Annotated in this window: 23 protein-coding genes and 1 pseudogene; 11 read left to right on the top strand and 13 right to left on the bottom strand. The window is 68.5% G+C overall.

Annotated elements, in window-relative coordinates:
• Window positions 1-8: 8 nt before the first annotated feature.
• Window positions 9-908 (bottom strand): PmoA family protein, encoded by a 900-nt coding sequence (locus tag ACIQJ5_RS01960; protein WP_231090708.1) that lies wholly within the window; start codon window positions 906-908, stop codon window positions 9-11.
• A 146-nt stretch (window positions 909-1,054) separates the two neighbouring features.
• Here ACIQJ5_RS01960 and ACIQJ5_RS01955 point away from each other — a divergent pair, with 146 nt between their 5' ends.
• From ACIQJ5_RS01955 to ACIQJ5_RS01945, 3 genes are read left to right on the top strand one after another with little or no spacing between them, the layout of a single operon-like run.
• A complete protein-coding gene (locus tag ACIQJ5_RS01955; RefSeq protein WP_402840348.1) occupies window positions 1,055-2,431 on the top strand; it encodes a Gfo/Idh/MocA family protein in 1,377 nt (458 codons plus the stop codon).
• A complete protein-coding gene (locus ACIQJ5_RS01950; RefSeq protein WP_231091390.1) occupies window positions 2,431-3,375 on the top strand; it encodes a serine hydrolase in 945 nt (314 codons plus the stop codon). The genes ACIQJ5_RS01955 and ACIQJ5_RS01950 overlap by 1 nt, the downstream gene beginning before the upstream one ends.
• Window positions 3,372-5,726: a beta-galactosidase gene (locus ACIQJ5_RS01945; protein WP_402840345.1), complete on the top strand. Its 2,355-nt coding sequence runs from the start codon at window positions 3,372-3,374 to the stop codon at window positions 5,724-5,726. Before ACIQJ5_RS01950 ends, ACIQJ5_RS01945 begins: the two co-directional genes overlap by 4 nt.
• Window positions 5,727-5,763: 37 nt before the next feature.
• Here ACIQJ5_RS01945 and ACIQJ5_RS01940 read toward each other — a convergent pair whose 3' ends face one another.
• A complete protein-coding gene (locus ACIQJ5_RS01940) occupies window positions 5,764-6,738 on the bottom strand; it encodes a LacI family DNA-binding transcriptional regulator (RefSeq protein WP_231090711.1) in 975 nt (324 codons plus the stop codon).
• A 100-nt stretch (window positions 6,739-6,838) separates the two neighbouring features.
• Between ACIQJ5_RS01940 and galT the strand changes: the two genes are divergently transcribed.
• Together galT and galK are read left to right on the top strand one after the other, a co-directional pair.
• Complete coding sequence (gene galT, locus ACIQJ5_RS01935; protein WP_402840341.1) at window positions 6,839-8,002, top strand: galactose-1-phosphate uridylyltransferase; 1,164 nt, start codon at window positions 6,839-6,841, stop codon at window positions 8,000-8,002.
• 60 nt (window positions 8,003-8,062) lie between these two features.
• A complete protein-coding gene (galK, locus tag ACIQJ5_RS01930) occupies window positions 8,063-9,235 on the top strand; it encodes a galactokinase (RefSeq protein ID WP_402840339.1) in 1,173 nt (390 codons plus the stop codon).
• Between the two features lie 66 nt (window positions 9,236-9,301).
• Here the strand turns inward: galK and ACIQJ5_RS01925 are convergent, their stop codons facing one another.
• Window positions 9,302-11,542 (bottom strand): beta-glucosidase, encoded by a 2,241-nt coding sequence (locus tag ACIQJ5_RS01925; protein ID WP_402840336.1) that lies wholly within the window; start codon window positions 11,540-11,542, stop codon window positions 9,302-9,304.
• Between the two features lie 97 nt (window positions 11,543-11,639).
• On the opposite strand from ACIQJ5_RS01925, the gene ACIQJ5_RS01920 reads away from it, so the two are divergent.
• Both ACIQJ5_RS01920 and ACIQJ5_RS01915 read left to right on the top strand, forming a co-directional pair.
• A complete protein-coding gene (locus ACIQJ5_RS01920) occupies window positions 11,640-12,311 on the top strand; it encodes a TetR/AcrR family transcriptional regulator (RefSeq protein ID WP_402840333.1) in 672 nt (223 codons plus the stop codon).
• Window positions 12,312-12,324: 13 nt separating this feature from the next.
• Window positions 12,325-12,846: a tetratricopeptide repeat protein gene (locus ACIQJ5_RS01915; RefSeq protein ID WP_402840330.1), complete on the top strand. Its 522-nt coding sequence runs from the start codon at window positions 12,325-12,327 to the stop codon at window positions 12,844-12,846.
• Between the two features lie 102 nt (window positions 12,847-12,948).
• Here ACIQJ5_RS01915 and ACIQJ5_RS01910 read toward each other — a convergent pair whose 3' ends face one another.
• On the bottom strand, window positions 12,949-13,275 hold the full coding sequence (locus ACIQJ5_RS01910) for a hypothetical protein (RefSeq protein ID WP_231090717.1): 327 nt from the start codon (window positions 13,273-13,275) through the stop codon (window positions 12,949-12,951).
• A gap of 48 nt (window positions 13,276-13,323) precedes the next feature.
• Window positions 13,324-14,088: a sugar phosphate isomerase/epimerase family protein gene (locus ACIQJ5_RS01905; RefSeq protein ID WP_402840326.1), complete on the bottom strand. Its 765-nt coding sequence runs from the start codon at window positions 14,086-14,088 to the stop codon at window positions 13,324-13,326.
• 197 nt (window positions 14,089-14,285) lie between these two features.
• Between ACIQJ5_RS01905 and ACIQJ5_RS01900 the strand changes: the two are divergent.
• Window positions 14,286-14,699: pseudogene (locus ACIQJ5_RS01900) on the top strand (recombinase family protein); the annotation flags it as partial.
• Window positions 14,700-14,799: 100 nt separating this feature from the next.
• On the opposite strand, the gene ACIQJ5_RS01895 reads toward ACIQJ5_RS01900, so the two are convergent.
• Together ACIQJ5_RS01895 and ACIQJ5_RS01890 are read right to left on the bottom strand one after the other, a co-directional pair.
• Window positions 14,800-15,153 (bottom strand): hypothetical protein, encoded by a 354-nt coding sequence (locus tag ACIQJ5_RS01895; RefSeq protein ID WP_402840323.1) that lies wholly within the window; start codon window positions 15,151-15,153, stop codon window positions 14,800-14,802.
• Entirely contained in the window at window positions 15,150-16,064 is a 915-nt protein-coding gene (locus ACIQJ5_RS01890; protein ID WP_402840320.1) for a protein kinase family protein, read from the bottom strand. Before ACIQJ5_RS01890 ends, ACIQJ5_RS01895 begins: the two co-directional genes overlap by 4 nt.
• 626 nt (window positions 16,065-16,690) lie before the next feature.
• On the opposite strand from ACIQJ5_RS01890, the gene ACIQJ5_RS01885 reads away from it, so the two are divergent.
• Window positions 16,691-17,524 carry a DUF6602 domain-containing protein gene (locus ACIQJ5_RS01885; protein WP_402840317.1) on the top strand — a complete coding sequence of 278 codons (834 nt, stop codon included), beginning with the start codon at window positions 16,691-16,693 and terminating at the stop codon, window positions 17,522-17,524.
• On the opposite strand, the gene ACIQJ5_RS01880 is transcribed toward ACIQJ5_RS01885, so the two are convergent.
• From ACIQJ5_RS01880 to ACIQJ5_RS01870, 3 genes are all read right to left on the bottom strand, one after another.
• Window positions 17,521-18,015 carry a hypothetical protein gene (locus ACIQJ5_RS01880; protein ID WP_402840314.1) on the bottom strand — a complete coding sequence of 165 codons (495 nt, stop codon included), beginning with the start codon at window positions 18,013-18,015 and terminating at the stop codon, window positions 17,521-17,523. The genes ACIQJ5_RS01885 and ACIQJ5_RS01880 overlap by 4 nt on opposite strands.
• Window positions 18,015-19,178: an ImmA/IrrE family metallo-endopeptidase gene (locus ACIQJ5_RS01875; protein WP_402840311.1), complete on the bottom strand. Its 1,164-nt coding sequence runs from the start codon at window positions 19,176-19,178 to the stop codon at window positions 18,015-18,017. Before ACIQJ5_RS01875 ends, ACIQJ5_RS01880 begins: the two co-directional genes overlap by 1 nt.
• Before the next feature lie 88 nt (window positions 19,179-19,266).
• On the bottom strand, window positions 19,267-19,476 hold the full coding sequence (locus ACIQJ5_RS01870) for a hypothetical protein (RefSeq protein ID WP_402840308.1): 210 nt from the start codon (window positions 19,474-19,476) through the stop codon (window positions 19,267-19,269).
• 121 nt (window positions 19,477-19,597) lie between these two features.
• On the opposite strand from ACIQJ5_RS01870, the gene ACIQJ5_RS01865 reads away from it, so the two are divergent.
• Both ACIQJ5_RS01865 and ACIQJ5_RS01860 read left to right on the top strand, forming a co-directional pair.
• Window positions 19,598-20,797, top strand: a complete 1,200-nt coding sequence (locus ACIQJ5_RS01865; RefSeq protein WP_402840305.1) for an ROK family protein — start codon at window positions 19,598-19,600, stop codon at window positions 20,795-20,797.
• A gap of 171 nt (window positions 20,798-20,968) precedes the next feature.
• Window positions 20,969-22,450: a carboxylesterase/lipase family protein gene (locus ACIQJ5_RS01860; RefSeq protein WP_402840302.1), complete on the top strand. Its 1,482-nt coding sequence runs from the start codon at window positions 20,969-20,971 to the stop codon at window positions 22,448-22,450.
• A gap of 165 nt (window positions 22,451-22,615) precedes the next feature.
• On the opposite strand, the gene ACIQJ5_RS01855 is transcribed toward ACIQJ5_RS01860, so the two are convergent.
• The 3 genes from ACIQJ5_RS01855 to ACIQJ5_RS01845 all read right to left on the bottom strand — a co-directional run bounded on the left by ACIQJ5_RS01855 (window position 22,616) and on the right by ACIQJ5_RS01845 (window position 25,592).
• Entirely contained in the window at window positions 22,616-23,602 is a 987-nt protein-coding gene (locus ACIQJ5_RS01855; RefSeq protein ID WP_402840299.1) for an LLM class F420-dependent oxidoreductase, read from the bottom strand.
• Window positions 23,603-23,712: 110 nt separating this feature from the next.
• Window positions 23,713-24,609 (bottom strand): carbohydrate ABC transporter permease, encoded by an 897-nt coding sequence (locus ACIQJ5_RS01850; RefSeq protein ID WP_402840296.1) that lies wholly within the window; start codon window positions 24,607-24,609, stop codon window positions 23,713-23,715.
• Window positions 24,606-25,592 (bottom strand): carbohydrate ABC transporter permease, encoded by a 987-nt coding sequence (locus ACIQJ5_RS01845; RefSeq protein WP_402840293.1) that lies wholly within the window; start codon window positions 25,590-25,592, stop codon window positions 24,606-24,608. Before ACIQJ5_RS01845 ends, ACIQJ5_RS01850 begins: the two co-directional genes overlap by 4 nt.
• Window position 25,593 lies beyond the last annotated feature (1 nt).

The raw sequence follows: 25,593 nt of genomic DNA, 5'->3' as shown, positions 1-25,593 counted from the left end.
TGGCTGGGTCAGACCGAGATGAGAGCGGAGGGACGCACCCGTGCAACGCGCTCGGCACCGGCGGTGGCCGCCAGCTCATGCACATCGGGGCCGCCGATCACGAGCACGGCGGCCAGGGTGAGCGTGCCTCCGGGCTCGAGCACCGTCTCGTCATGGAAGAAGGGCGCGGGGCTGAGACCGGCGTACTCCTCCGACCGTGCGAACCAGGGCTCCTCGGCGGACGCGGCGTCCGCGTTCAGCATCAGCACCCCGGCGGAACGGTCGGGCGCCGCATACGACAGCCACGGCACCCGGCGTCCGCGTGCCTCGTCACCGGCGGGGCCGTCGGGTGCGGTGATCACACCGCCACGGAAGCTCTCGGGACCGCGCCAGAAGATGCCGGCGTATCCGGCGTTCTCCCGGCCTTTCGATGTGGGTGAGCCGAAGGCCAGAGGGGCATCGGTCGAGTTGCGCAGCTCGCTCTCCCAGCTCAGCGCCCACGTCTGATCGTCCACGACGTCCGCGGTGATCCGTCGCCGCTCCGCGAGCACGGGGTCCCCCGCCTGCGAGCGCCAGCTCAGGGCGGCGGTGATGCGTGCAGGTTCGTCGTCGTGCCCCTCGGCGCGAAGTCCGCGGTGCTCCTGCGTGCCGTTGTTGGCCAGCTGCACGTAGCCCTGGCCGTGCACGTACGTCGGGCCACCCCAGAAGTTGTGCGGGCCGACCACGGGAAGGGCAAGGGAGAGACCCTTGTGCCAGACGTGGTCGGCGGGGCGGTGCGCCGTCACGTCGACTCCCGCACGGGTGCGCAACGTCAGGTACGGACGCGGGGACTCGATCTGCGGATCGGCGGGCCGGAAGACGTACTCGGCGATGATCCGCCCCGCGTCGCGCAGGGCGACGCGGTCGATACCGGCGGCGATGAACTGCATGAGTTCTCCTCGAAGATGGGGTGCGTCCACGATAGGACGGATTGCGGGAAAGCGCTATCCGTCCTATCGTGGCTCGGTATCGAGGACGGTTCTGCGACGACTGGTCGCCCCGGCCCCGCACTTCCCTCACCGGCGAGAGACGATTCATGACCTCCACCCGCTACGCCCTCATCGGGGCGGGCCATCGATCACAGATGTACGTCGACGCGATCGCCACCAGCTACGCCGATCGGGCGGAGCTGGTTGCGGTGTGCGAGCCGAATCCCGCTCGGGCCGCATACGCGGTGGCGCGCGCCGCAGCCGCAGGAGCCGCACCGCCCGTCGTGCATCCGCCGGCAGAGCTGGAGCGGATGATCAGTGAGCGGCGCATCGATCGTGTCATCATCTGCGCGCGCGACGACCTGCACGCCGACCTCATCGTGCGCTCCCTCGACGCCGGTGCCGATGTCGTCGTGGAGAAGCCGCTCACCATCGATGCGGAATCCGCCCACCGGATCGAAGAAGCCGCCGCTCGCACCGGGCGCGGCATCGTGATGACGTTCAACTACCGGTATTCACCCCGGAACTCTGCTCTGCGGCGGATCCTTCAGGACGGCGAGATCGGCGAGATCACCAGCATCGACTTCTCCTGGATGCTGGACACACAGCACGGAGCGGACTACTTCCGCCGCTGGCACCGCGAGAAGGCGAACTCGGGCGGTCTGCTGGTGCACAAGGCCAGCCATCACTTCGATCTGGTCAACTGGTGGCTGCGCGATGATCCGGTGCGGGTGTACGCCTCCGGGGGACTGCGCTTCTACGGCCAGGCCAATGCGGCCAGGCGCGGACTCGGGGAGCGTCCCGCGCGCGGCACCCACGACGGTACGCACGACCCGTTCGAGCTGGATCTCCGCGACGACGAGCGTCTGGCAGCCCTGTACCTCTATGCCGAGAAGCACGACGGCTACCTGCGCGATCGCGACGTGTTCGGCCCGGGCATCACCATCGAGGACAACCTCGCACTCGTCGTCGACTACGCCGGCGGGGCGACCCTCAGCTACTCCCTCAACGCGCATTCGCCGTGGGAGGGCTACCGTGTCGCTGTGAACGGCACCCTCGGCCGGGCCGAGCTCGACGTGGTGGAACGCGGCGCGGTGCTCGCCGGCGCGGGTGTGCACCCCGTGCTGGACCCCTCCGCAACACCGTTCGCCGACACCGGTTCGCTACGCCCGCAGGGCGAACGCCTCCGGGTGCAGCGGCACTGGGAACATCCCCGCGAGGTTCCCCTCGACAGTGGGGGCGCGGCGCATGGCGGCGGGGATGAGCTCCTGCTGCGCGATGTGTTCGACGGCCCCGGGCCCGATCCGCTTCAGCGCCCCGCGGACTGGACCGACGGACTGCGCTCGATCGCGGTCGGTATCGCGGGCAACCGTTCTCTCGAGAGCGGGCAGCCCGTGCGTGTCGTGGACCTCGGTATCGACGCACTCATTCGCCCGGAGGCCGCCAGCGGCGGTCCGTCCGGTCAGCAGAGGGGCACCGTGTGATGTCCGTCATCGACATCGTTCGCGACCACGTCACCTCCGGCCGTCTCCCCTCCGCCGTGCTCGGCATCGCGGATGCCGCGGGTGTGCAGGAGCTCGTCGCCGTCGGCGCCCGGACGGACGATCGCTATCCGCTGTTCTCCATCACCAAGCCGATCGTCGCTGTGACAGCGGCCCGGCTGATCGAGCAGGGGCTCCTGAGCGCAGACACCACCCTCGCGACCGCCCTCCCCGGCTTCGCGAACAAGTCCACCACGCTGGCGCATCTCGCCTCGCACACTTCGGGTCTGGACGAGCCCGCGCTGGACACAGCCGTGCCGCTGCGGCGGGAGCTGCTCACCCGCGGCCAGATCTTCTCCCCCGGTAGCGCGGTGCAGTACTCGACGCTCGCTTACACGGGCATCGCCGCACTCATCGAGAACGCCGGCGGTCGAGGCTGGGAAGCGGAGGTCGACGATCTGTTCGCATCGCTCGGTTCACCTCACGCGGTATCGACCGACCTCGCCGACGCCCTCCCTGTCGCCGATGCCGCTGCCGCCGGACACGACATGGCGGTGTTCGCCGCGCAACGCAATCCGGGCGCCGGACTGGCCGGACGAGCGGAGGATCTGCTGCGGCTGGGGTCGGCGCTGCTGCGGATCGCGGCCGGCGGCCGGCGGGAGTTCCTCACCCCCGCTGCTCTCGATGCCATGCGCACGCCGCGGACGACCGGCCTCCCCCGCGCTGATCCGGGGTCGCCCACAGCCGATCGCGAGTGGGGACTCGGCTGGCACGTCGCCCCGGCCGGATTCGGTGACGCCACCGTCTTCGGTCACGGCGGGTGGGCGGGCACGGAGTTCTGGGTCCACCCCGCCGTGGGTCGTGCATGGGTGCTCCTCACCAACCGCGCCGTGCGCGAGGGCGTTGACCCCGCGACCATCGGCCGCGCGGTCGGAGCCGGCCGATGACGGATGTCAGCGCCACCGTGCAGCCGTGGTCGGGTCCCGCCGAGCGTGCGAGCTTGCCTGCTCCGGGCGAGGAGGCGCTGGGAATCGAGGTGACGAATCGTGCCGTGCTGCGCCACGGCCGCGGCGTCGTCCCGGTGTCGGGCGAGCTGCACTACTCCCGTGTCCCACGAGCGCGCTGGCGGGAGCGGCTCGAGCGGATGCGCGCGAACGGGATCACGCTGGTGTCGACGTATGTGATCTGGGCGCACCACGTGCTGGCTGGCGGTGCCACGGACTTCACCGGTGACCGCGACGTCGCGGCGTTCATCGACGAGGCTCATCGTTGCGGTCTGGGTGTGGTGCTGCGCATCGGTCCCTGGGCGCACGGCGAGGTGCGCAACGGCGGCTTCCCCGACACGGTGCAGGACCTGCCGGTGACACACCGCACGAATGATCCCGGATACCTGGCCGTGGTGCGCCCCTGGTTCGCACGAATCGGCGAAGAAGTCGCACGGTCGGTGCACGCTCCGGATGCGATCTGGGCGATCCAGGTGGAGAACGAGCTGTACGACCAGCCGGCCCACCTCACCATGCTGCAGCAGCTGGCTCGCGAGGCGGGTCTGCGCGCGCCGCTGTGGACCGCAACGGCGTGGGGCGGCGCCGAACTGCCGCCGACCGGCATCATGCCGTTGTTCGGCGGCTACGCGGACGGGTTCTGGGTGGATCCGCAGGAGGGGTGGCACCCCAGCTTCCGCCAGCACTTCGTGGCATCCCACGAGTGGGACGACCCGGGTACGGGCGCCGACGTCCGAGCCGCGCTCGGCACGGGGGAAACCGCGTCGGGCACGCGCCTGCTGGGCTTCCCGCCGGCCACGTGTGAGCTCGGCGGCGGGATGGCCACGGCGTATCACCGTCGCCCGGTACCCAGCGGCACCGACATCGCCGCCGTCGCCCACGCCAAGATCGGCGACGGGTCCGCTTGGCAGGGCTACTACATGTTCGCCGGCGGGCGGAACCCGCGACCGGGGCTCGGTGAGTCCCACGCCACCGGCTATCCCAATGACGTCCCGGACCTCAGCTACGACTTCCACGCTCCACTCGGGCAGGCCGGCACGGTGGGCCCCGCGCTGGCGCCGCTGCGGGTGCAGCACGCTTTCCTCCAGGCCTTCGGGGACCAGCTCGCCGAGATGCGCTCCATCCTGCCCGATTCCGGCCCTCCCCATCCCGATGATCGCGAGAGCCTGCGCTGGGCGGCTCGTCTGTCCGGCGATCCCGCCCCCCGCGGGTTCGTGGTGGTGACGCACCACCGCGCGCACGAGCAGGTGGGACCCGTCGCAGACGTGCGCTTCACACTTCACGGCGACACGGATCTCGCCTTCCCCGATATCCCGGCCACGATCCCTCCGGCGACGCTGGCGCGCTTCCCGGTGAACCTCTCCTGGGGCGACGCACGACTCTCCTGGGCGACCGCCTCCGCGGTGACGATGCTCGAAGCGGATATCCCCACGCTCGTGCTCGTCGCGGTGGAGGGCGTACCGGCCCGCGCCGAGGTCGCGGGAGCGGCGGGGCCGTTGTCCGTCGGCACCACATCCGTCACCGAGTCCGCGCGCATGCTGCTGCTGCCCGCACAGGCCCAAGACCAGATCTGGGTCATCGAGCGGGGCGGCCACCGCACGCTGTTCCTCAGCGACGGCGAGCTGCGCTGCGACGGGTCGGGAACGATCTTCGTGCGCGGCGCATCTTTCGTGGAGGTCTACGACCCCGTGGTTGCGGGCTTCGTGGCGGCGCACCCGGGCGGGAATGGCGCCGCCGCGGCGTGGCCGGAGGCGGTTCGCGCACTCTCCGGCGCAGATCGGACGCCGCGATCCTGCCCATCCGCGGAGCGAACGGCCCGGAGCGCGATCGCAGCGGTTCGTCCACCCACGACACCGGTCGTGGTTCGCCTGATCCGAGCTGCGGGTGATCCGCCCGCCGACTATGGCTTCCGCGACGCACGGCACAGCGCTCCAGCCGAGCAGCACTACCAGGACCTCGCCGCGCGATTCGTCCTCGAACTGCCGCCCGTGCTCGATGCTGCAGACCCCGTGCTGTGCATCGAGTGGGAGGGCGATGCCGCCCGCCTGTGCTGCGACGGCGACGTCGTCGACGACCGATTCTGGGACGGCACCCCCTGGTACGTGTCCCTGACTGATCTCGGCCCCGGGGCGCGGGAGCTACTGCTGGAGGTACTCCCCCTCTCCCCGCTTTCCACGATCGGCCTGGCGGGGCCGGCTGCCCGCGCGCAACGCACGTCCCCGGTCCCCCTGGTCGGTGTCCGCCGGGTCGGGATCGAGGATCCCGGCCCGTGGCTCCCGCTCATCCGGCCGTCGTGATCGATCGGCCACGCCCGCAACCGCCCCGGGCGCGGGATCACTCCTCCGCGACGGTGCTCGCGCGCGCGACGATGCGGGCGGGGATCACACGGTGCACATCGGTGTCGGCGAGGGCCAGGCCGATCGCGGCGGCGGCGAGGCCGGAGAAGTCCTGCTCCACCGTGGTGAGCGCGGGCCAGAAGCTCGCGGCATCGGAGATCCCGTCGAATCCGGCGACGGCGACGTCGGCGGGGATCCTCCGCCCGGCGGCGTGCAGCGCGTTCATCGCGCCGAGCGCCATCTGGTCGTTGGCGCAGAAGACGGCTCGCACGTCCGCATCGGCGGCGAGCTCGGCGCCCAGCAGCCGCCCGGACTCGGCTGTCCAGTCGCCCCGCAGAGGCTGGGGGGCATGGCGACCCGCCGCCTCGTGCGCATCGCGCCACCCCTGTTCACGCGCCTGTGCCGCGAACGAATCCGCGGGACCCGCGATGTGATGCACCGGGAACCCGCGCGTCAGCAGGTGCGAGGTGAGTTCGAACGCCGCGCGCTCATGGTCGGAACGGACGGTCGGATACGGGACGTCTGCGGGCGCATCCACGAGCACCAGGCGAAGGGCAGCATTCTCCAGTTCCGGGATGTACCGCGTGGCCTCGTTGACGATCACGGCGGCATCGACGCCCTGCTCGGCGAGCCGGTCCACCGCATCCGCGAGCGCGACGTTCTCCCCCAGTGTGACCAGCGCGATCGAATACCCCTCGCGTTCCGCCGCCGCGGCGACCGCCTGCAGCATCAGGGAGTTTCCGACCGTCTCCAGGGTGGCGACCACGACTCCGAGCACCTCGGAGCGTCCCGTCCGCAGCGCGCGGGCGGCACGGTGCGGGCGATAGCCGAGCTCGGCGAGTGCGCTCTCCACCCGCGCACGGGTCTCTGGGCTGACGTTGTCGTGCCCGTTGATGACGCGGGAGACGGTCTGTCCGGAGACACCGGCCAGAGCGGCGACGTCGCTCATGGCGGGACGGCGGGCGGAGGTCATGCCTCACATGCTGTCACATCGCGGCACGGACAGGCATGTTGACGTAAACATGGGCGCTGATTATGCTGGCGCTCGGGCCAGATCCGGAAAGGAACGTGTGATGGACGCCGAGCAGCAGGTGAGCGCACTGGGCGCCGGGGTGATCAAGCGGGCGACACGCCTGGCCGACGGCCGTGAACTCATGTACTTCGACGACGCGGACACCATGCTCTCCCCCGAACGCGCGGTCGACGCACGCGCGCTGGATGCCCGCCCCGCCACCGCCACCATGCGCCAGGACGTCCTCACCGGGGAATGGGTGTCCATCGCCGCGGCACGACAGAACCGCGCGATGATGCCGCCGGCCGAGCTCGACCCGCTCGCACCCCAGTCACCCACGAATCCCTCCGAGGTGCCGTCGCGCTACAACGTCGCGGTGTTCGAGAACAAGTCGCCGTCCTTCGGCCCGGAACTCGCCGAGGCGATCGGCACCGCCCCTGCCGCGGCCGACGCACCGCGCGGGCTGGACGATCTCGCCCAGCTCGGGCTCGGTCGTACGCGAACGTCGGTGGGACGCTGCGAGGTGGTCTGCTTCAGCCCGGAGCACGCCGGGTCCTTCGGTTCCCAGACGCCCTCACGCGCACGGACGATCATCGAGGCCTGGGCCGATCGCACGGCCGCCCTGTCCGCGCTGCCGGGCGTGGAACAGGTCTTCGTGTTCGAGAACCGGGGAGCGGCCATCGGGGTCACTCTCCCCCATCCGCACGGCCAGATCTACTCCTACCCGTACATCACGCCGCGCACCACGCGGCTGCTGGAGTCGATCGAGCAGGTGGGTGACGATCTCTTCGACCGCATTCTGGAATTCGAGCAGGCGGGTCCGCGTGTGGTCCTGCAGGGCGAGCACTGGACGGCGTTCGTGCCGTTCGCCGCGCGCTGGCCCATCGAGATCCACATGATCCCGCACCGCCATGTCGCGGACTTCGCCGAGACCGACGAGGCGCAGCGCGCCGAGCTGTCCCACCTCTACCTCCGCCTGCTGCGCGGTGTGGACGCGATCTACGAGGACCCGACGCCCTACATCGCCGCCTGGCATGCCGCGCCGGTCAATCGCGCGCGCACGAGCGCGCGCCTGCACCTGCAGCTGACCAGTCCCCGCCGCGGCGCCGACAAGCTCAAGTTCCTCGCCGGCAGCGAGGCCGCGATGGGCGCATGGATCGGTGACGTGCCGCCGGAGGCCGCCGCCGAGCGCATCCGCGCCGCCATCGCGTCCGTCTCGGTCTGAACGACGACCGCCCACCCACCAGCCCGCGGCGACGCCGCCGCCCCGCACCGAGAGAGACCCGTGAGCGACACCACTGCCCGCGACCTGTTCCGCACCGCGTATGACGCCGAGCCCACCGCCGTGTACTCGGCCCCCGGTCGCGCCAACCTCATCGGCGAGCACACCGACTACAACGACGGCTTCGTGCTGCCCTTCGCGATCCCCGCGCGCACGTTCGCCGCGGTGGCACCGCGAGAGGACGCGCGGATCCGCGTGATCTCGTCCTTCTCGCCGGAGCCCGTCGAGGTCGCGCTGGGCGACCTCGACACGCTGTTCCCGAGTGACGGCGAGCCGGCCGTTCCCACCTGGGCCGCATATCCCCTCGGCGTCGCCTGGGCACTGCGCGCGGCCTTCCCCGATGCTCCTGCCACCGGGCTCGACTTCGCCTTCGACTCGGACGTCCCGGTGGGCGCCGGCCTGTCGTCGTCCGCGGCACTGGAGGGCGCCGCCGCCACCGCGATGAACGAGATCTGGGGCCTCGGAGCAGACGCCACGACCCTGGCTGTGGCCGGGCGCAGGGCCGAGAACGAAGCCGTGGGAGCTCCCACCGGCATCATGGACCAAATGTCGGTGATGCACGGGCGTGCGGACGCCGCCACGTTCCTCGACTGCCGCACGCTGGATGTCCAGTCGGTGCCGGTGGGCTTCCAGGCAGCGGGTCTGGAGATCCTCGTGATCGACACCCGCACCTCGCACGAGCACGCCACCGGCGGCTACCGGGCGCGTCGTGAGTCGTGCGAGCGCGGTGCGCGGGAGATGGGTGTTCCGGCGCTCCGCGACCTCGCCGTCGCCGACCTCGCCGCGGCGGAGGAGAAGCTCGACGACGTCACGTTCCGCCGCGTGCGCCACATCGTCACCGAGAACCAGCGCGTGCTGGACACCGTTCGCACCGTCCGTGAGCAGGGGCCCGGTGCCATCGGCGACCTGCTTGTCGCCTCCCACGTCTCCATGCGCGACGACTTCGAGATCTCCACCCCCGAGCTGGACCTCGCGGTGGATGCCGCCCTTGCCGCGGGAGCGATCGGTGCCCGCATGACGGGCGGTGGCTTCGGCGGGGCGGCCATCGCGCTGGTACGCATCGACGACGCCGCGGCGGTGGAGTCCGCCGTGCGTGCCGCCTTCACCGAGGCGGGCTTCGCCGAGCCCGCGATCTTCCCGATCGTCCCGTCCGAGGGGCCTCGCCGCGACGCCTGACCAGACAGCCTGAAGGGCCGCGATCCGGAGAGATCGCGGCCCTTCAGGCTGCTGGGACGCCGGCCGTCAGGCGTTCGCGGCCGCGATCAGCTGGTGCATCGCCTCGGGTGTCATCGGAGAGCCCGGGAAGGCGACCATCCGCGCGAGCGGAAGCGACTGCAGCATCGCCAGCATCCCCTCGTCGAGCTCGGTGGGCGCATCGGAACCCGCACCGAGGAACCCGGAGATCGCCTGCTGCACCATGGGCCCCACGACCGGGTGCGCCAGGACCTCACCCAGCGAGGAGTCGGCCGTGATCGGGATGGTCACCTCGTCGGCTGTCACGCTCACCGTCGCGGACCCGCGCAGGTCGCGGCTGGATTCGCCGACCGAGACGGTGTACTCGCCGCCCTCCACCACCCAGCGGTCCACACGCACGTCCCAGTACGCCAGATCGGCGCGCGGGATCCGCAGTTCGACAGTCGTCGTGGCACCGGCAGCGATGGCCACCGACTGGAACGCCTTCAGCTCGCGCGGCGCCCGCTGCACGACGGAGGCACCGATCGAGGCATAGGCCTGCACGACCGTGCGACCGTCACGCTCGCCGGTGTTGGTGACGTCGACGCGAACCGTGATCCCGTCGTCGTCCGCCGCGGCGGAGACGTCGCCGTACGCGAACGAGGTGTACGACAGACCGTGTCCGAAGGGGTAGGCCACCTCCAGCTCCCGCGCGTCGTACCAGCGGTAGCCCACCAGGATCCCCTCGCCGTAGCGGACGTGGCCGAACTCACCGGGGAAGTTCCCGAAGGACGGGTTGTCCTCCAGCTTCAGCGGGATCGTCTCGGTGAGGCGCCCGGACGGGTTGACGGCGCCGAACAGCACCTGGGCGGCGGCATGACCCCCACCCTGCCCACCGAGCCAGGCCTCCACGATCGCGGGGACCTCGTCACGGAACGGCAACGCCACCACCCCACCGTTGGAGAGCACGACCACGATGTTCGGGTTCGCCGCACGCAGCTCCGCCACCAGCGCGAGCTGGTCGGCGGGCAGGTCGATGTCGGTGCGGTCGTAGCCCTCGGACTCCGCCGCAGCGGGAAGGCCGAGGAAGGCCACGACCACATCGGCCTCCGCCGCAACGGACACGGCTTCGGCGCGCAGCGCGGCCGCGTCTCCGGATCCATCGAGCGAGAAGCCGGCCGCGTAGGTCGCATCCGGCGCGATCGCGCGGATCTCCTCCAGCGCGCGATCCAGCCGAGTGGGGTTGATCAGCGAGGAGCCGGCGCCCTGATAGCGCGGCTGGTCGGCGAAGGCACCGACCACGGCGATGCGCTGCTGCGGGTTCAGCGGGAGGATGTCGCCGTCGTTGCGCAGCAGCACGATGGACCGCGCCGCAGCCTCCCGGGCAAGATCGTGGTGCGCCTCGACGTCCAGCGCCCCCGCGGGCTTGACCACGGCACTCGTCCGGCGGATGAGCTCCAGCATGCGCTCGGCAGCCAGGTCGAGCACCGACTCGTCGATGCGCCCCGACTCGATCGCATCGACGATCTGGGCGTCGGTGCGTCCGCCGCTCGCGGGCATCTCCAGATCGAGCCCGGCCACCAGCGCGGCGACGCGATCGTTGACGGCTCCCCAGTCGGAGACGACGAGACCGGTGTATCCCCACTCGTCGCGCAGCACGCTGGTCAGCAGCCACGGGTCCTCGGAGGCGTAGACGCCGTTGATGCGGTTGTACGAGCACATGACGGTCCAGGGCTGAGCCTCGGTGACCACCCGCTGGAAGCCGCGCAGGTAGATCTCCCGCAGCGGGCGAGCGTCCACGTCGCTGGAGGCCCGCATACGATCGGTTTCCTGGTTGTTGGCGGCGAAGTGCTTCAGCGACGACCCGACGCCCTGGGACTGGATGCCGCGCACCAGCGCCGCACCCATCACACCGCCGATCAGCGGATCCTCGGAGAAGTACTCGAAGTTCCGGCCGCACAGTGGCGACCGCTTGATGTTGACGCCCGGGCCGAGGATCACGGCGACGTCTTCGATGGCCGATTCCACGCCCAGCGCCACACCGACCCGCTCCGCCAGGTCGGGGTCCCACGACGAGCCGAGTCCCACCGCGGGCGGGAAGCAGGTAGCGGGCACGCTGTCGCCGAGGCCCAGGTGGTCCCCTCCGGTGTTCTGCTTGCGCAGTCCGTGCGGCCCGTCGGTGAGCATGAGCGCCGGGACTCCTGCGCGCTCCACCGACTTCGTGGTCCAGAAGTCCGCGCCGCTGGTGAGCGATGCCTTCTCGGCGGTGGTGAGGTCGGAGACCTCGGGAAGCTGTCCGGAGCCGGTCATGGGGATCCTCTCATCGATGAGCGTGCGGGCCGTGGCGAAAACTTTACGTCATTCGGTTTGTGATGGCAATGGTCCCGTCACCTGGCAGACTCGGCACATGGCAAAACGGGGTTCGTACGCGAAGGGCATCGCCAAACGCGAGGAGATCCTGGAGCGCGCGCTCGAGGTGATCGCCCGTTCCGGCATGCGCGGAGCGTCGGTCAAAGAGATCGCGGATGCCGCAGGCCTCACACCTCCGGGGCTTCTTCACTACTTCGACAGCAAGGAGGAGCTGTTCACGGCGATCCTGCGCAAGCGCGACGAAGTGGACGGGCTCACCTTCATCCTCCCGGACCTCGACACCAGCGACACCACGGCCGTGTGGGAGCAGGCGACGCAGGCCTACCTCGCCGTCATCCGCCACAACGCCTCGGTCCCCGGGCTCGTCGAGCTGTTCTCCCGCCTCGCGGTCGACGCCGCGGACGCCGAGCACCCGGCCCATGACTACTTCCTGGAGCGCAGCGAGCAGCTCCACGCGCGATTCGCGCGCATCGCGGCTGCCGCCCAGCGCGCCGGGATCATCACCGACGCGATACCGGCCGACTCCTTCGCGCGCATCCTGCACGCCACTTCCGACGGGCTGCAGCTGCAGTGGCTCACCGACCCGGGAATCGACATGGCGGGCGCGGTCCGCGACCTGTTCGCGGCCTTCGCGCCCGCAGACGATCCCGATGCGGCGCGACCGGGTCGAACCGCGGTCGGCGACGCCGGTGCGGGACCAGCAGACTGAAGGGGGAAAGAGCATGACCACCGACGACGCTCTCCGCGCACGGCTGGACGAGATCTTCGCCGCACGCGATCGCGCGCACATGGCACCCACCATCGCGGCGTTCCGCGAGATCCTTGCGGAGCATCCGGACGACCCCGCCGTCCTGTACGAGGTCGGCGGTGCGTACGACACCGACGGTCAGGAGGAAACCGCGCTGGACTACTACCGCCGGGCGATGGCAGCAGGTTTGGAGGGGCACTGGCTTCGGCAGTGCTATCTGCAATACGGCAGTACGCTGCGCAACCTCGGTCGCGTCGATGAGAGCCTCGCCGTCTTCGACGAGGCTCTCACCCGGTTTCCGGAGTCGGAGTCTCTCGGCATCTTCCGCGCGCTCACGCTGCACGCGGCGGGCCGCCCCAGCGCGGCGCTGGGAAGCGTTCTCGCGGTGATCGCAGACCGCTTCTCCACCCCCGAAGTGCAGCGATACGAGGCCGCGCTCCGCGGCAATGCCGCCTATCTGCTCTCGCTGGACGACGACCAAGCGTCACCCGCGTAGGCGCGCAGCGGGCCTGACGGGCCGGCACGTGCGCGGGTCCGCCCGCTGTTCGATGCCTGCTCGACACCGGCGTGGCGCGTGCCGAATCGTCGTCGGGGATTCCTAGCCGAACTGTCCGTCGGCGCTCTGGATGATCTGCCGCATCAGCTCCGCCGAGATCTCCTCAACGACACCATCGGTCCATTCGTGCACGGTGTAGCGGACTCCGAGTTCGTCGAGCAGCGCCGCGGTGCGCTCCAGGCGCGGAACCACATGGATGTGGTCATTGCCGAACAACGATGCCGAGTACACGGGCGCGCCCGCGAGGATCGCGTCTCGCAGCTCCACGCTTGACCGGCCGGTGATCCGATAGAGACGCTTGAGCGCGTCGACGGTGATCGCCGACGGATCGACGACGGTGAGCGAGAGGGCGTTCTCGGGAACGGGCATATGCATATCCCACCACGCACACCCGGAGAGTGCCCGGGCATGCGTTCATCAGCGGCTTGTGACCCAGCCCCGCAGCGTCGCGGCTTCGCCTGCGAGGAGTGCCGGATCATCGTCGGGCACGAACTCGATGAGCGCATCGCGCGGCTCCGTCGCCGTCTGGAACAGTGCGTTCCACAGGCTCGCCCGTTCCGCCAGCCGCAGGCGCTCCGCCGCCGGCCACCAGGAGAAGACGTGCACGGCGGCGACGGCATCGCGCAGCTGATCGTACTCGTGCAGGGCCGCGTCGTCGGACGCCCCCACCGTCGGCTGCCAGTAGGTGCGCAGCGCGGGGACGTCGTCGAGCAGCCTTCGAACCGCCCCCGGCGTGTCGGCGATGGTGCCGGAGTGGTATTCGAGCGCGAGCGTGATCCCCCGTTCGCGCGCCGAGGCACATGCGTCGGCGATCGCCTCGGTGATCGCGCTCCGGTCCGCCTCGCTCGCCTCCGCGGATCCGATCCGCCCGGCCCAGATCCGGATGCGGTCCGCGCCGAGCGCCGCCGCAGAGTCCAGCACCGGCGAGATGTCCTCCTCCGCGCGCCAGTACGACCCGTACGATGCGACGGCGAGGCCGGCATCGGCGGTGCGCTGCGCAACGATCTCCGCCCGCGCCGGGTCGCCTGCCGGAACGTGGATGTCCGCACCCCACTCGATGCTCTCCAGCCCCGCCCCGGCGGCGGCGGTGATGACCTGCTCCGCCGCGAGCTGGCGGAACGTCACCGAGCACAGTCCGATGCGCGGGCGCCGGCCCACGTGCCCGTCGTCGATCCGATGCATCGCTTCTCCCGTCCTCGCCGCAACCCTCTCAGCCAAGCCGACGCCCGTCGGCCGCGCAACCGGCTCATGGCCCGGCGCACTCTGGTGAGACGCGGGTCCGAATTGAGGAGCGTGCACCCAGAGGAGGACGACAGCGGATGCGCGCGGATCTCGGCCTCTGAGCAGGACGAGACGTACCAGCGCGCCAAGCTGACCAACGCCGGGGGGGGCAGGTACGCGACATCTATGTCGATCACGGCGTAAGCGGTACGAAGACAAGCCGCCCCGCGTGGGATCGCACGTTCGATGAGGAGCGAGGGCTTCAGCCCGGCGACACCCTGGTCGTGTGGAAGCTCGACCGCATGGGCCGCGACTCCGGTGACGTCATCATGACGATTGAAGCTCTCGTGAATCACGGCATCCATGTGCGCACCTCCGACGGCATCGATACCACAACCGCGACCGGCAAGGCGATGCTTGGCATGTTCGCTGTGTTCGCACAAATGGAACATGACTTAGCTCTGAGCGCACTCGCGCGGCCCTCGATCACAAGTGCGCAGGGCATCACGGGAGGACGTCCCCGATCCGTGGATGCCAAGCAGGCGAAGCTGATTCAGCGCATGCACGACTAGGGCGAAAAGGTGCCTGATTTCATGCGGACGTTGGAGATCAGCCGCGCGACGCTCTATCGCTACCTCGCAGCAAAAGTGAATCTCTCGCCGCGGCACGGATCTACGACGGCGTCTCGTTTCTCGCTGCCTTACTCACGAAGCCGACGACTTCCCGCGCGGATTGCACAGGGCCACCCGTTCGCGGCGACTGGCCCTCGGGCCGAGGTGTTTCGAGCGCTTCTACGTCAGCGATCAGCTCCATGACGGACTGGTAGCGTTGCGCGGTGCGAGAATCGACGCACTTCTGCACGATCTTCTCCACATCTTCATCAATGCCTCGACCAATATTCTTCCGCCCCGTGAAGATGTACAGCAGGACGAATCCAGCGGCGAAGATGTCGTGCACCGCACGAAATTCCTTGAACGATCCCAGGGATGGGTCGAGCTTGGTCCCCTTCAGTTCGGTCTCCGTCACGGTGAACTCGGACCCCTTCCGCTTAGCGAGCCCAAAGTCTGACAGTTTACGAGTACCGCCGAACCCCCGAACGTACGCAGGAGAACGTTCCGTGTGCTCAGGTCGCGGTGATAGTGGCCCTTCGAGTGGATGAAATTGAGTCCGTAGAGAAACTGAAGCGCGATCCGCTTGCGAGTCGTGAAGCCGAAGGCAGCTTGGTTGTTGTGGCGCGCGACGTACTGCTCCAGGGACGCGTCGCAGTGTTCCATCGTGTACGACCAGTCGCCTTCCCGGAACTGGTAGACCTCCAGGACGTAGGGGAACTGGAGTTCTTTCATCAACTCGAACTCGCGTTTGAATCGCGCCTTTTCGCGGTCGTCCGCCGTTGGCTTCAGCTTCTTACGAGCGAGCGTGAGCCCGTAGTTAGGGTCCGTGAACCGATGCACGACGGCGAAGGCTCCTTCCCCGATTGGCGTGAGCTTCACCGTGTGCGAACCCGACAGCGTGATCGCCTGATCTGCAAGGCTGAAAACTTGGGCATAACTCTCGACTTCAACGGGAGTGAATCCCTCTGGGATCGGACTACCTCCGCTGTCCGAGAGCCAAGCTGGAGCATTCTCGACTACCCGTTGGTACTCGGCACTCATCAGTAGCTCGTGCCCGGCCTTGCTGAGCACCGTTCGCGCCTCGTTGAGCCGGTCGATGAGACGGAGCAGGTTCCGCGAGTTGTCGGCGTTGAAATGACCGCTCGTCCCGTTTCGTGCCTTGTAGTTCATCCATTTGAACTCCGCGTCAAGACCGGCGTGGATGTAGGCGAAGGCCCTCGGAGCAACCTGCTCGCGCCGGTACAGCTCCAAGTAGGTCGAATCAATTTCGACGTCGTAGAACGTCCGCTCGAAGCGCTCTACCCGCTCCCGCTCCATGGTCTTCATAGCCTCAGGCTACCCATGAGCACCGAGGCGCTTCGAAGCCGTGACCCTGGCGTGCGAATCCGCCATGAGCACCGCCGAGCAAGAGACCCGAGGGGCGAGACCTCGATCTTGGCCACGCTCGATGAATGCGCGACGGCTGAGGACTGGATCGTCGGCTTGCAGACAGATCCCACGGCGGGCTCGTTCACCTCGTACACAAGGGACGAAGCCATCGACTTTTCTCGACCTCGCGTGCATCCGGCGCATTGACGCCGTCGTGTGCATCGACGCTGCGGGGCAGGAATATCTCGCCCTTGAGCTGGACGACCCGCGCCTGCCAGAGCTTCAAGTGCCCCGTTCCTGACGACACTTCAGAGACCCCTGGAGCCACGAAGGCTCTTGACCCTACGACTCGTCCGACACCGGTAACTCAATGGCTACGTGCCCCGCCTCATAGCGTCGCTTCCAGCGATTCAGCGTCGCACGTAGCCACTCGGCCTCCTCGGGTGGCGTCGCGAAGGAACTCCGCGTCTCCTGCGCCAGCCTTTTTAGGGAGATCCCCGCCGACTGGTCCGGGTGGGGACCTAACTCCCCAGCGCAGCCCCTCTCATGCTCCGGTAGGGTCGTATCGACCTTCGGGGGGCCTCATGAATCACGTTGGACCGTACTGGAACGGCGTGATGCAGCGCCTCCAAGCCGAAGTCGAGCAGATGAATCAGCTGATCGCTCACCAGGGAGCGAAGGGCACCGAGAACGAGTTGTCGCTCGCGCGGTTGGTTGAGAACTTGATTCCTGCCCGCTTCGGTGTGGGCTCGGGACTCCTTGTGGACTCCACCGGGAAGTCATCCAAGCAGATAGACCTCATCGTCTACGAGCGAGGAAACGAACCCGGCATCTTTGCGCAGACCAATCAGGTGATGTTTCCGGTGGAAAACGTTCGGCTCTGTATCGAGGTGAAGACCACACTCACCAAGTCCGCCCTGGAGGATGGGCGAGCAAAGAAGGCCAGCATTGAGGCCCTCTATTCGTCTACGGGCGACCACCCACCACTGGCCCTGTTCGGGTACCGTGCCGACATCACGGCGGCGACCATCGCCGGACATCTCGACGTGGTCACGGACACCCATGGGCCGCGTCCGGACATGACGGTCTCGGTGCTGCTCGCGCTGCTCGTAGGCGAGCTCCCAGGGCGGAAAGGGTGGACGCGAGCAGTCGCAGGGCTCCAGCAGCGCGACGCAGCCGGGAATATCATCCCCGGTAGTGAAGAGCAGCCCAACGAAGACGAATCCACGAGTGCAGTAAGGTACGGAACGCTCTACCCACTTACGCCCGTGAGCTCCAAGAAGTGGGTGATCGCCGAACCGTCTCGTAGCTTGTTGCTGCTCGCGGAGTGGATAGTGACTGTGCTCAACGAGAGCGACGATGGCCCTGTGCTATCGGCCTACATCGACGCAACGGCGCGCGAGCTGATCCCCGTCTAAATCGGCAGTGAGAGGTGCGTCACACAGTCCTGAGGCGAGATGGTTTTCCACCCCGCGGACGCGCATATCTGATCCATCGTGGGGCTGAGAGGACCACTGCCGAAGTCCGTCGTCAACACGTAGAACTCCACGCCTTGCGCCTGGAGGTCGAAGCACATCCGGGCGACGAACGCGATGGACGGGTCCTGCCCATCTAGTGAGTCGAAGCCCTCTGCATATCCGAGTCCGGACACGAGTGTCATGACCTGTCGAAGATAGACAATCTCCGAGGTCCACAGGTCTTTGAATGAGCCGAGTCCAGACGCCCATGCTGCTGTGTATTCAGCTCGGTTGATCACTCGAAGTTCGTCCACGACCTCCCGAGGAAAGCGCAAGCTTCCCGCTTCGAGCCGATCTGTAAGCGCCTCGTACAGGTCGTAATACCGCGAAGGTGTGGCCAGGCGGTGTATCCCTAGCAGGCCCGTCGCATCGGCGATGATGATCGGCGGCATCAGGCGCTGAGCCTCGACGCGGCGAGGTCACGCGCTTTCTTCCATTCCGTCTCAGACAAACGCAGCAGGGTCGCTGCTTGCACGTCTCGGAGGACACCCGCCTTCACGCCCGACTCGACCGTACGTATGAATCCCGAGCCGTACTCGTCTACTCGAACGATGTCCTTGGTTCGCCCGCCACCGCCACCGCCGCCCTTGCCTTTGGATTCGGCAACCTTGTTGACGTGGTCGTAGAGCCCGGACACGCCGAGTCCCAGGTTTTCCGCACGAATGGCGGCGGCGCGCAGACTCACCTTGAACCTCGCCCGCACCGCAGATACGTCATCGATAGTCGCAAGCTTGGCGGAACCCATCTTCGCGATCACGTGTGCCCGGAACTCCTTCTTGGGCATCAGCAGGGCAGCGGCGACTCGATTACAGAAGCTCTCCAGGCCGTCAGACGACTCGTGCACGTCGCATACCGAGGTGGAGCCCGTAGCGATGTGTACCAGCTCGTGCGCATAGGAGAACAGGCGTGCGCGGTACGGATCTTTCGTGTTCGCCGCGATGACCGGCGCAGACTTGCTGGCCAGGCTGAAACCGCGTGTCAGGCCTTCTTCCAGGGAGAGGTGCATCACGACGATTCCGCGATCCTCCAGCGCGGCGCGGAAGGCCTTCGTCACGGCAGCATCTGAGTTGGCGCTCATCATCTGCCACGCTGTGGACCACCTCATCCACTTCCGCAGCGTATCGGCGGCCTCCTCAGCTGGTTGCGACTTCACGAGGTGCGGCACTTTCACGGGACCGAGCTGTGCCTCTTCACGAACCCACGCCGTCGTCTTCTGGATGCGTCCGGCGAGGCGGATGCCGTCCAGCGTCTCCTGGCCCGGCTTCTTGGTCGTCCCAGCAAATCGGCGAAACTCCACCGGCACCGCCGCAAGGTTGGGCGGCTGCGCGAGGAAGAAGAAGGATGAGGGGCGACCCAGGCGCTTAGCAAGAAGGGTCAACTGACCTTGATTGGGCTGCTCGGCCTCCGTCATCCACGCAGTGATGGAGCCGTCAGGGAACCCCAACTGCATCTCCACCTTGTGGGGCTTGATTCCTGCATCTTCAAGCGCCCAGCGGAGCACCGTTCCGGTGATCGGCTGCAACTTTGCCACTGACTCCCCCTTGCGCTCGAACATAGCGGACACTGTCGCTGACGTTCGCCGGATCGCCGTGGCGACTGAATCAATCGATGCTACGCCGCCGCTGGGACATCCGTCGCGCAGCTCATTCCAGAGCGGCGGCGTCGTGCTCCGCCTTCCGCGCGGCTCGTGCAGCCACACCGAGAGCACTGGCCTTCCGGACGCGCTTGCTGTGGGCGGCGCTATCCCGCTCGAACTCGACCACTCGATGCACCTCCTCGGCCAGCTCGATGACGAGGCCGACGTCCGAGCGGAAGGTTGCCCCAGCCTCCGCCCAGACTCTGCACCAGTGCATGGTCAGACCTCGCCCTTCGGAGTGCCCAGGAGCCTATCCAGAGCCTCCTCATTTCGCGACATGCTCCTCGTTTCGCGACGTGCTGACGCGTCGGGCGCGCGCTCTGCGAGAGAATCGAGGGGTGCCCTCCCCTGACTCCTCGCGCGGTTCGCTCACCTCGGAGGACGTGCGTCGCCACAATCTGGGGCTGGTGGCACTGGCTCTGACGTCGGGCCCGCTCTCCCGCAGCGAGCTCGCCCTGGAGACCGGCCTCACCCGCGGGGCGATCACGTCGCTGTCCGCGGAGCTCATCGAGCACGAGATCGTGCGCGAATCCGATCGCATCGCCCCCGAGGGACGGGGCCGCCCGAAGACGCTGCTGGAACTGTCGGCCACCGACGTGGCTCTCATCATCGCCACCCTGGATGCGGACCGGGTGGAGGCGGTGGTGTCCACGCTGGACGGCCAGCGCCTGGCCCGGTTCTCGCGGCGCCACGGACGTCCGATCGGAGATCCCGGCCCCGTCGTCGACGCTCTGGCCCAGGTCGTGTCGGAAGCTCTCGCCCATGCCGCCTCGGTCGGCAGACCCCTGGCGGATCTGTCCGTGGTGGTGTGGGCGCCGGTCGGCGGCAGTCCCGCGGTCGTGCTCGCCGACACGGATCTCGGCTGGGAGCGCGTCGATCTCATCGGCCTTCTCCAGCAGCGCCTGCCGCGACTCCGCGCAGCGCAGATCCCGCTCATCGCCGACACGTCGGTCGCAGCGCTGGAAGAACACGCCGATGCCGGGTCGCCGCCGCACCTGGTGTATCTGAAGAGCGATTCGGGCATCGGAGGCGCGGTCTTCGCGGACGGCCGTGCCCTGACCGGCGCTGCGGGATGGGCGGGCATGCTCGGCCATCTGCCGGTGATCGCGGACGGTGCGCTCTGCGAGTGCGGACAGCACGGATGCCTGGTCACCGTCGCCGGCCCGGACGCCCTTCTCGCAAACGCCGGTCTCACCGACGTGGCGGACACGGACGGACTCGACGCCGCCCTGGAGCGGTTCGTCACGGGGGTCCGGGATGGGCGTCGCGGATTCGTGGACGCGTGGGCCGCGGCTCTCCCCCACGTCGCCCGGACTCTGCAGATCGCCCTGCTCACCGTAGGCGCCGATCATGTCGTGCTGGGCGGATACCTGGCAGCCTTCGCCGAGGACATCGCCGACGAGCTTGCCCGGATCGCCGTCAGAGCCGGCGGCGCCACGCCCCCGCAGGTCACCGCCAGCCGGCTCGGCGCCGAAGCCGCACTGCTCGGCGCCGAACGGGCGGCACGACTGCGGATGATCGACACGCTTCTCGGCTGACGCGGCGGAGCCGCAGGGCCACCGCCCTGCGCATCACGCCCGATTGGCCCGGCCGCGTAAAACCGAACGGCGATTGCTTTTCACCACCGCATCGCCTAACTTATTTCACGGAATGAACTTAAGGGCTCCTCGCTACGCTGATGAGCATCGCCCTCGTGATCCGGAGACGCCATGACTGAATCCCCCGCCTATGTCGAAGTTCAGACACGAGCCGGTCGCGTGCGCGGCCTCTGGCGCGACGTCGCCGGATCATCCGTGCGAAGCGCGTCCTTTCTCGGAATTCCGTTCGCGCAGGCTCCGGTCGGGGAGCTGCGCTTCGCCGCCCCGCGCGCCGTCGAACCCTGGCCGGATGTGCGTGACGCACTGGAGCAGGGAGCCACGGCCCAGCGCGGTGACCCGGGAATCACGCTGATCCCCGAGCCGTCGGTCGCCGGCGACAGCACCCTCAACGTCAACGTGTTCACGCCTGCGCCCGGTGACACCACGGCGAAGCTGCCCGTGCTGGTGTGGATCCATGGGGGCGGGTACGTCGCCGGCTCGCCCGCCAGCCCCTGGTACGACGGCCGCGCCTTCAATCGTGACGGCGTCGTCACGGTCTCGATCGGCTATCGCCTCGGCTTCGACGGCTTCGGCCACATCGACGGCGCCCCCTCCAACCGCGGCGTACGCGACTGGCTGGCCGGGCTGGAATGGGTGCAGCAAAACATCACCGCGTTCGGCGGAGACCCCTCCCGCGTGACCATCGCCGGGCAATCGGCGGGAGGCGGAGCGGTGCTCACCCTGCTCGGCATGCCCGCAGCCCAGCACCTCTTCCACGGCGTGTATGCGCTGTCGGGTGCGCTCGCCGATGTCGCCCCGGAACGCGCCCGCGCGTTCAGCGCGAAGATGGCGCGCGAACTCGGAGTCCCCGCAACGCGCGACGGATTCTCCTCGGTCTCGGAGGAGGACGTGCTTGCCGCTCAGCGAAAGCTCAGCCAGCTCGACCTCAGCTCGATGGGCGAGACGGTCGATGAAGGCCTCGGGCTCGGCCCCGCCGTCGACGGTGATCTCGTCACTCGTCCCACCGCACAGTCCCTGGCGCAGGGAGTCGGCGCGGACAAGCCCCTGGTTCTCGGCGCCACGGACGATGAGTTCTCGATGGCGGTGCAGGATCAGGCCAGCAAGCTGCGCTGGATCCCCCTTGCTCTGCTGCTGCGTCCCTTCAAGCTGACCTCAGCCGTCCGACGGGGCTACCTGGCCGCGAACCGGCCCGTGGTCGCGCGCGGACACGCCGCCGTACTCGGACGCCTGATCACCGACAAGATGTTCCGCACCGGAGTCGTGAGAACGGCCCGCGCGCGGGGCGCGGCCCCCACCTGGGTGTACCGCATCGCGTTCCGCTCCTCGAAGTTCGACGCCGCCGTGCACTGCATCGACGTGCCGTTCTTCTTCGACTGCCTCGACGGCCCCGTGGTCGATGCCCTCACCGGCCCTCACCCGCCGCAGGCTCTGGCCGACGCGATCCATGCGGCGGCCGTGGCATTCGTGAAGACGGGCGACCCCGGCTGGACCGCGTGGTCCGCGGTGCCCGACTCCGGCGTGGTGTTCAGTGCTCCCCCCGCCACGCAGACGGAGGAGACCGGCGGCTTCGCGTCGGTCGAAGCCCTGCTGTAGCGGCACGCCGGCGAGGCCACGGGAGCGCGCCGGATCCGTCTGCCGAACATCGAGCCGACCGCGCCTGCGCCGGACCCCGCGGTGCCGGAACCGGGAGCGCCCCGGGATCCGTCCGCGAACCCCTGATCGGCGACGCGACGCCCGAGTGCGCTGACTCGTCCCGCGTCAGCGCAGAGCGGGGATCACCTCGCTCGCGAAGAGCTCCAGTCCGGAACGGTCGTACGCCGCCTCCGGGAAGTAGTGGATCGCATAGCCGAGGCCGTGCTCGGCACGCTCCGCCAGCTTGGCGACGATCTGCGTCGGCGTTCCGAATGCGTCCGAGGCGCGGTACTCGGCCTCGATGCGCGCGGCCCGCTCATCGCCGACATGCGGCCGCAGCCGCTCGATCACACCCGCGAGCCGCTGCTCGGCTTCCGCCTCTGTGGCAGCGACGATCGTGTTGAAGTTGGACGATCGGGTGATCTCCGAGTCGTCGCGCCCGAGGGCACGGCAGTGCTCGATGAGCACGGCGTTCTTGTGATCGAACTCGTCGAGCGAGCCGGTGAAATTGGTGTACGACGCCACCTGTGCCGCGAGCTTGAGGGTGACCTTCTCACCCCCACCGGCGATCCAGAGCGGAATTCCGCCGTCCTGCAGCGGCTGAGGCTGGACGATGGCGCCGTCCACCTGGTAGTACCGGCCGTTCAGCGTCGCAGTGCCGGTGCGCCATGCCTGGCTCATGATGTCGACGCCCTCGCGCAGCATGCGCAGGCGATCGGGGATGTCCGGAAAACCGTAGCCGTAGGCCCGCCACTCGTGCTCGTACCAGCCACCGCCGATGCCCATCTCGGCACGACCTCCGGAGACGATGTCGACCGTGGCCGCGACTTTCGCGAGATATGCGGGGTTGCGATACCCCATGCACGTGCACATCTGCCCGAGCCGCACGCGCGAGGTCGACGCTGCGAACGCGGCCATCAGCGTCCACGCCTCGTGCGTGGCCTCGCCGCTGGGCACCGGGGTGGTGTGGAAGTGGTCGTACACCCACAGCGATTCCCACGGCCCGTCGTCGAGCTGGGCCGCGACGCCGTGCATCCTCGCCCATTGCTCGGCGGGGTCGATACCCACCAGATCGAATCGCCAGCCCTGGGGAATGAACGCGCCGAATCTCATGCGGCCAGCCTAGATCCGCCGGCGCCCGTCCGCGAGACCCCCGTCGGTGGGCGACAACCGCCGCGTGGCGCGGCTTCTCGCCCGCAGACGGAGGTCTCGCGGGGGCGGGATCAGCCCTTCACACCGGAGAACTTGATGCCCTCCACGAACTGCTTCTGCGCCGCGAAGAACAGGATGGCCACCGGGATCATCACCAGCACCGTGGCCGCCATCGTCAGGTTCCACTGCACGTGGTGCTGCGACTGGAACGAGGCCAGCGCAAGCGACAGCGTCCACTCATCCTGGTTCTCGCCCGCATAAAGCAGCGGTCCGAAGTAGTCGTTCCACGCGTTGAGGAAACTGAACAGGGCCGCGGCCGCGATCCCTGGCCGCGCCATCGGGATCACCACCCGCCACAGCACTCCGAATTCGCTGGCGCCGTCGATTCGCGCCGCGTCGATGTAGGACTGCGGGATGGTGACGAGGAACTGGCGCAACAGGAAGATGCTGAAGGCGTCGCCGAACAGGTTCGGCAGGATCAGCGGCCAGAGCGATCCGGTGAGCCCGAGGTGCGCCCAGACCACGTACATCGGGATGGCCGTGACCTGGGTCGGCAGCAGCATCGCGATGATCACGAAATAGAAGGCGGCGGTGGAACCCTTCCACTTCATCCGCGCGAGGGCGTACGAGACCGGGATGCTGGAGAGCAGCATGAACAGCGTGGCTAGGCACGCGTACAGCAGCGTGTTGCCGAGGTAGCGCAGCAGCGGGACGCGATTGAAGACCTCGACGAAGTTCTCGGGATGCCACGTGGTGGGCCACAGGTTGCTGGTGAGCGCCTGCTGATCGCTCATGAACGCGGTGAGCACCACGAACACCAGTGGGGCGACGAACATGATCACCAGCGCGATCGCGACGGCGTGCACCGCGACCCAGGTGAGGAAGTTCTGCCGCTTGGCGCTGCGCGGGGCGCGGACGCGGGTGCGTCCTCCGCGCGGGGGAACGGTGAGAGCCTGCGTCGCCATCATTCGTCCTCTCCGACGCCCGCGAACCGCATCCGGCGCACGAGCACGATGGTGAAGATCCCCGACAGCACGAACAGCACGATGGCCATCGCGGAGGCATAGCCCATGTGGTACTGGCGGAAGGCCTGCTCGTACAGCCACATGGGGAAGGTCAGGGTGGAGTTGTCGGGATAGCCGAGCGACGGGGTCGGGCTTCCGGACGCGGTCTGCCCCGCCACAATCGCCTCGGTGAAGTACTGCAACCCAACGATGATCGAGTTGACCACCGTGAACAGCAGCACGGGGGTGATGGCCGGCAGAGTCACGTGCCAGAACTGTGTGAACTCGCCCGCCCCGTCCAGGGAGGCCGCCTCGTACAGCTCCGTCGGAACGTCCAGCAGGGCCGCGAGCAGGATCACCATCGCCGAGCCGCTCATCCAGAGGGCGATCGTGGTGAGACCGGGCTTTGACCAGGCGGGGTCGTTGAACCACAGCGGAGCATCGATGCCGATCCAGCGCAGGAACTGGTTCACGGGTCCGGAGCCCGGGCTCAGCAGGAAGACGAACGACAGCACCGCGGCGACCGGCGGAGTGAGCGACGGCAGGTAGAACAGCGTCCGGAACACTCCGGCGCCGCGACGGATCCGCACGAGCACCAGGGCGACGAACAGGCCGAAGCCCACGCGGCCGATGGTCACGGCGATCGTCAGCCACACGGTGTTGCTGAGCGCCTTCCAGACCAGGGGGTCCTTGAAGAGCAGGTGGATGTAGTTGCTGAATCCCGCGAAGGTGGGGTCGTTGATCAGGTCGAAGTTCGTGAAGGAGTAGAACAGCGTGGCGATCAGCGGGTAGACGAAGAACGCCAGCGCACCGATGATCCACGGCGACATGAACAGCAGCACCGTGAGCTTGCGTCGTCTCCGGCTGCGGGCGGGACGCGTCACGGGCGGTGCCGGCGCCCCCGCGGGGGCGGCCGGAGCCACCCCCGCGGTCGTGACAGCACTCATC

Source organism: Microbacterium sp. GXS0129 (assembly GCF_044769785.1).
In the GTDB taxonomy this organism is placed as follows: domain Bacteria; phylum Actinomycetota; class Actinomycetes; order Actinomycetales; family Microbacteriaceae; genus Microbacterium; species Microbacterium nymphoidis.
This window is presented reverse-complemented; position numbering and strand designations above follow the sequence as displayed.

Bases quoted from the DNA above. Each gene is read 5' to 3' on its own strand.
- ACIQJ5_RS01875 (WP_402840311.1), bottom strand. From the start codon at position 19,178: ATGTTCGAGCGCAAGGGGGAGTCAGTGGCAAAGTTGCAGCCGATCACC.
- ACIQJ5_RS01880 (WP_402840314.1), bottom strand. From the start codon at position 18,015: ATGCCGCCGATCATCATCGCCGATGCGACGGGCCTGCTAGGGATACAC.
- ACIQJ5_RS01855 (WP_402840299.1), bottom strand. From the start codon at position 23,602: ATGAGATTCGGCGCGTTCATTCCCCAGGGCTGGCGATTCGATCTGGTG.
- ACIQJ5_RS01870 (WP_402840308.1), bottom strand. From the start codon at position 19,476: ATGCACTGGTGCAGAGTCTGGGCGGAGGCTGGGGCAACCTTCCGCTCG.
- ACIQJ5_RS01920 (WP_402840333.1), top strand. From the start codon at position 11,640: ATGGCAAAACGGGGTTCGTACGCGAAGGGCATCGCCAAACGCGAGGAG.
- ACIQJ5_RS01960 (WP_231090708.1), bottom strand. From the start codon at position 908: ATGCAGTTCATCGCCGCCGGTATCGACCGCGTCGCCCTGCGCGACGCG.
- ACIQJ5_RS01890 (WP_402840320.1), bottom strand. From the start codon at position 16,064: ATGAAGACCATGGAGCGGGAGCGGGTAGAGCGCTTCGAGCGGACGTTC.
- ACIQJ5_RS01925 (WP_402840336.1), bottom strand. From the start codon at position 11,542: ATGACCGGCTCCGGACAGCTTCCCGAGGTCTCCGACCTCACCACCGCC.
- ACIQJ5_RS01950 (WP_231091390.1), top strand. From the start codon at position 2,431: ATGTCCGTCATCGACATCGTTCGCGACCACGTCACCTCCGGCCGTCTC.
- ACIQJ5_RS01940 (WP_231090711.1), bottom strand. From the start codon at position 6,738: ATGACCTCCGCCCGCCGTCCCGCCATGAGCGACGTCGCCGCTCTGGCC.
- ACIQJ5_RS01910 (WP_231090717.1), bottom strand. From the start codon at position 13,275: ATGCCCGTTCCCGAGAACGCCCTCTCGCTCACCGTCGTCGATCCGTCG.
- ACIQJ5_RS01905 (WP_402840326.1), bottom strand. From the start codon at position 14,088: ATGCATCGGATCGACGACGGGCACGTGGGCCGGCGCCCGCGCATCGGA.
- ACIQJ5_RS01860 (WP_402840302.1), top strand. From the start codon at position 20,969: ATGACTGAATCCCCCGCCTATGTCGAAGTTCAGACACGAGCCGGTCGC.
- ACIQJ5_RS01850 (WP_402840296.1), bottom strand. From the start codon at position 24,609: ATGATGGCGACGCAGGCTCTCACCGTTCCCCCGCGCGGAGGACGCACC.
- ACIQJ5_RS01955 (WP_402840348.1), top strand. From the start codon at position 1,055: ATGACCTCCACCCGCTACGCCCTCATCGGGGCGGGCCATCGATCACAG.
- ACIQJ5_RS01885 (WP_402840317.1), top strand. From the start codon at position 16,691: ATGAATCACGTTGGACCGTACTGGAACGGCGTGATGCAGCGCCTCCAA.
- ACIQJ5_RS01915 (WP_402840330.1), top strand. From the start codon at position 12,325: ATGACCACCGACGACGCTCTCCGCGCACGGCTGGACGAGATCTTCGCC.
- ACIQJ5_RS01845 (WP_402840293.1), bottom strand. From the start codon at position 25,592: ATGAGTGCTGTCACGACCGCGGGGGTGGCTCCGGCCGCCCCCGCGGGG.
- galT (WP_402840341.1), top strand. From the start codon at position 6,839: ATGGACGCCGAGCAGCAGGTGAGCGCACTGGGCGCCGGGGTGATCAAG.
- ACIQJ5_RS01945 (WP_402840345.1), top strand. From the start codon at position 3,372: ATGACGGATGTCAGCGCCACCGTGCAGCCGTGGTCGGGTCCCGCCGAG.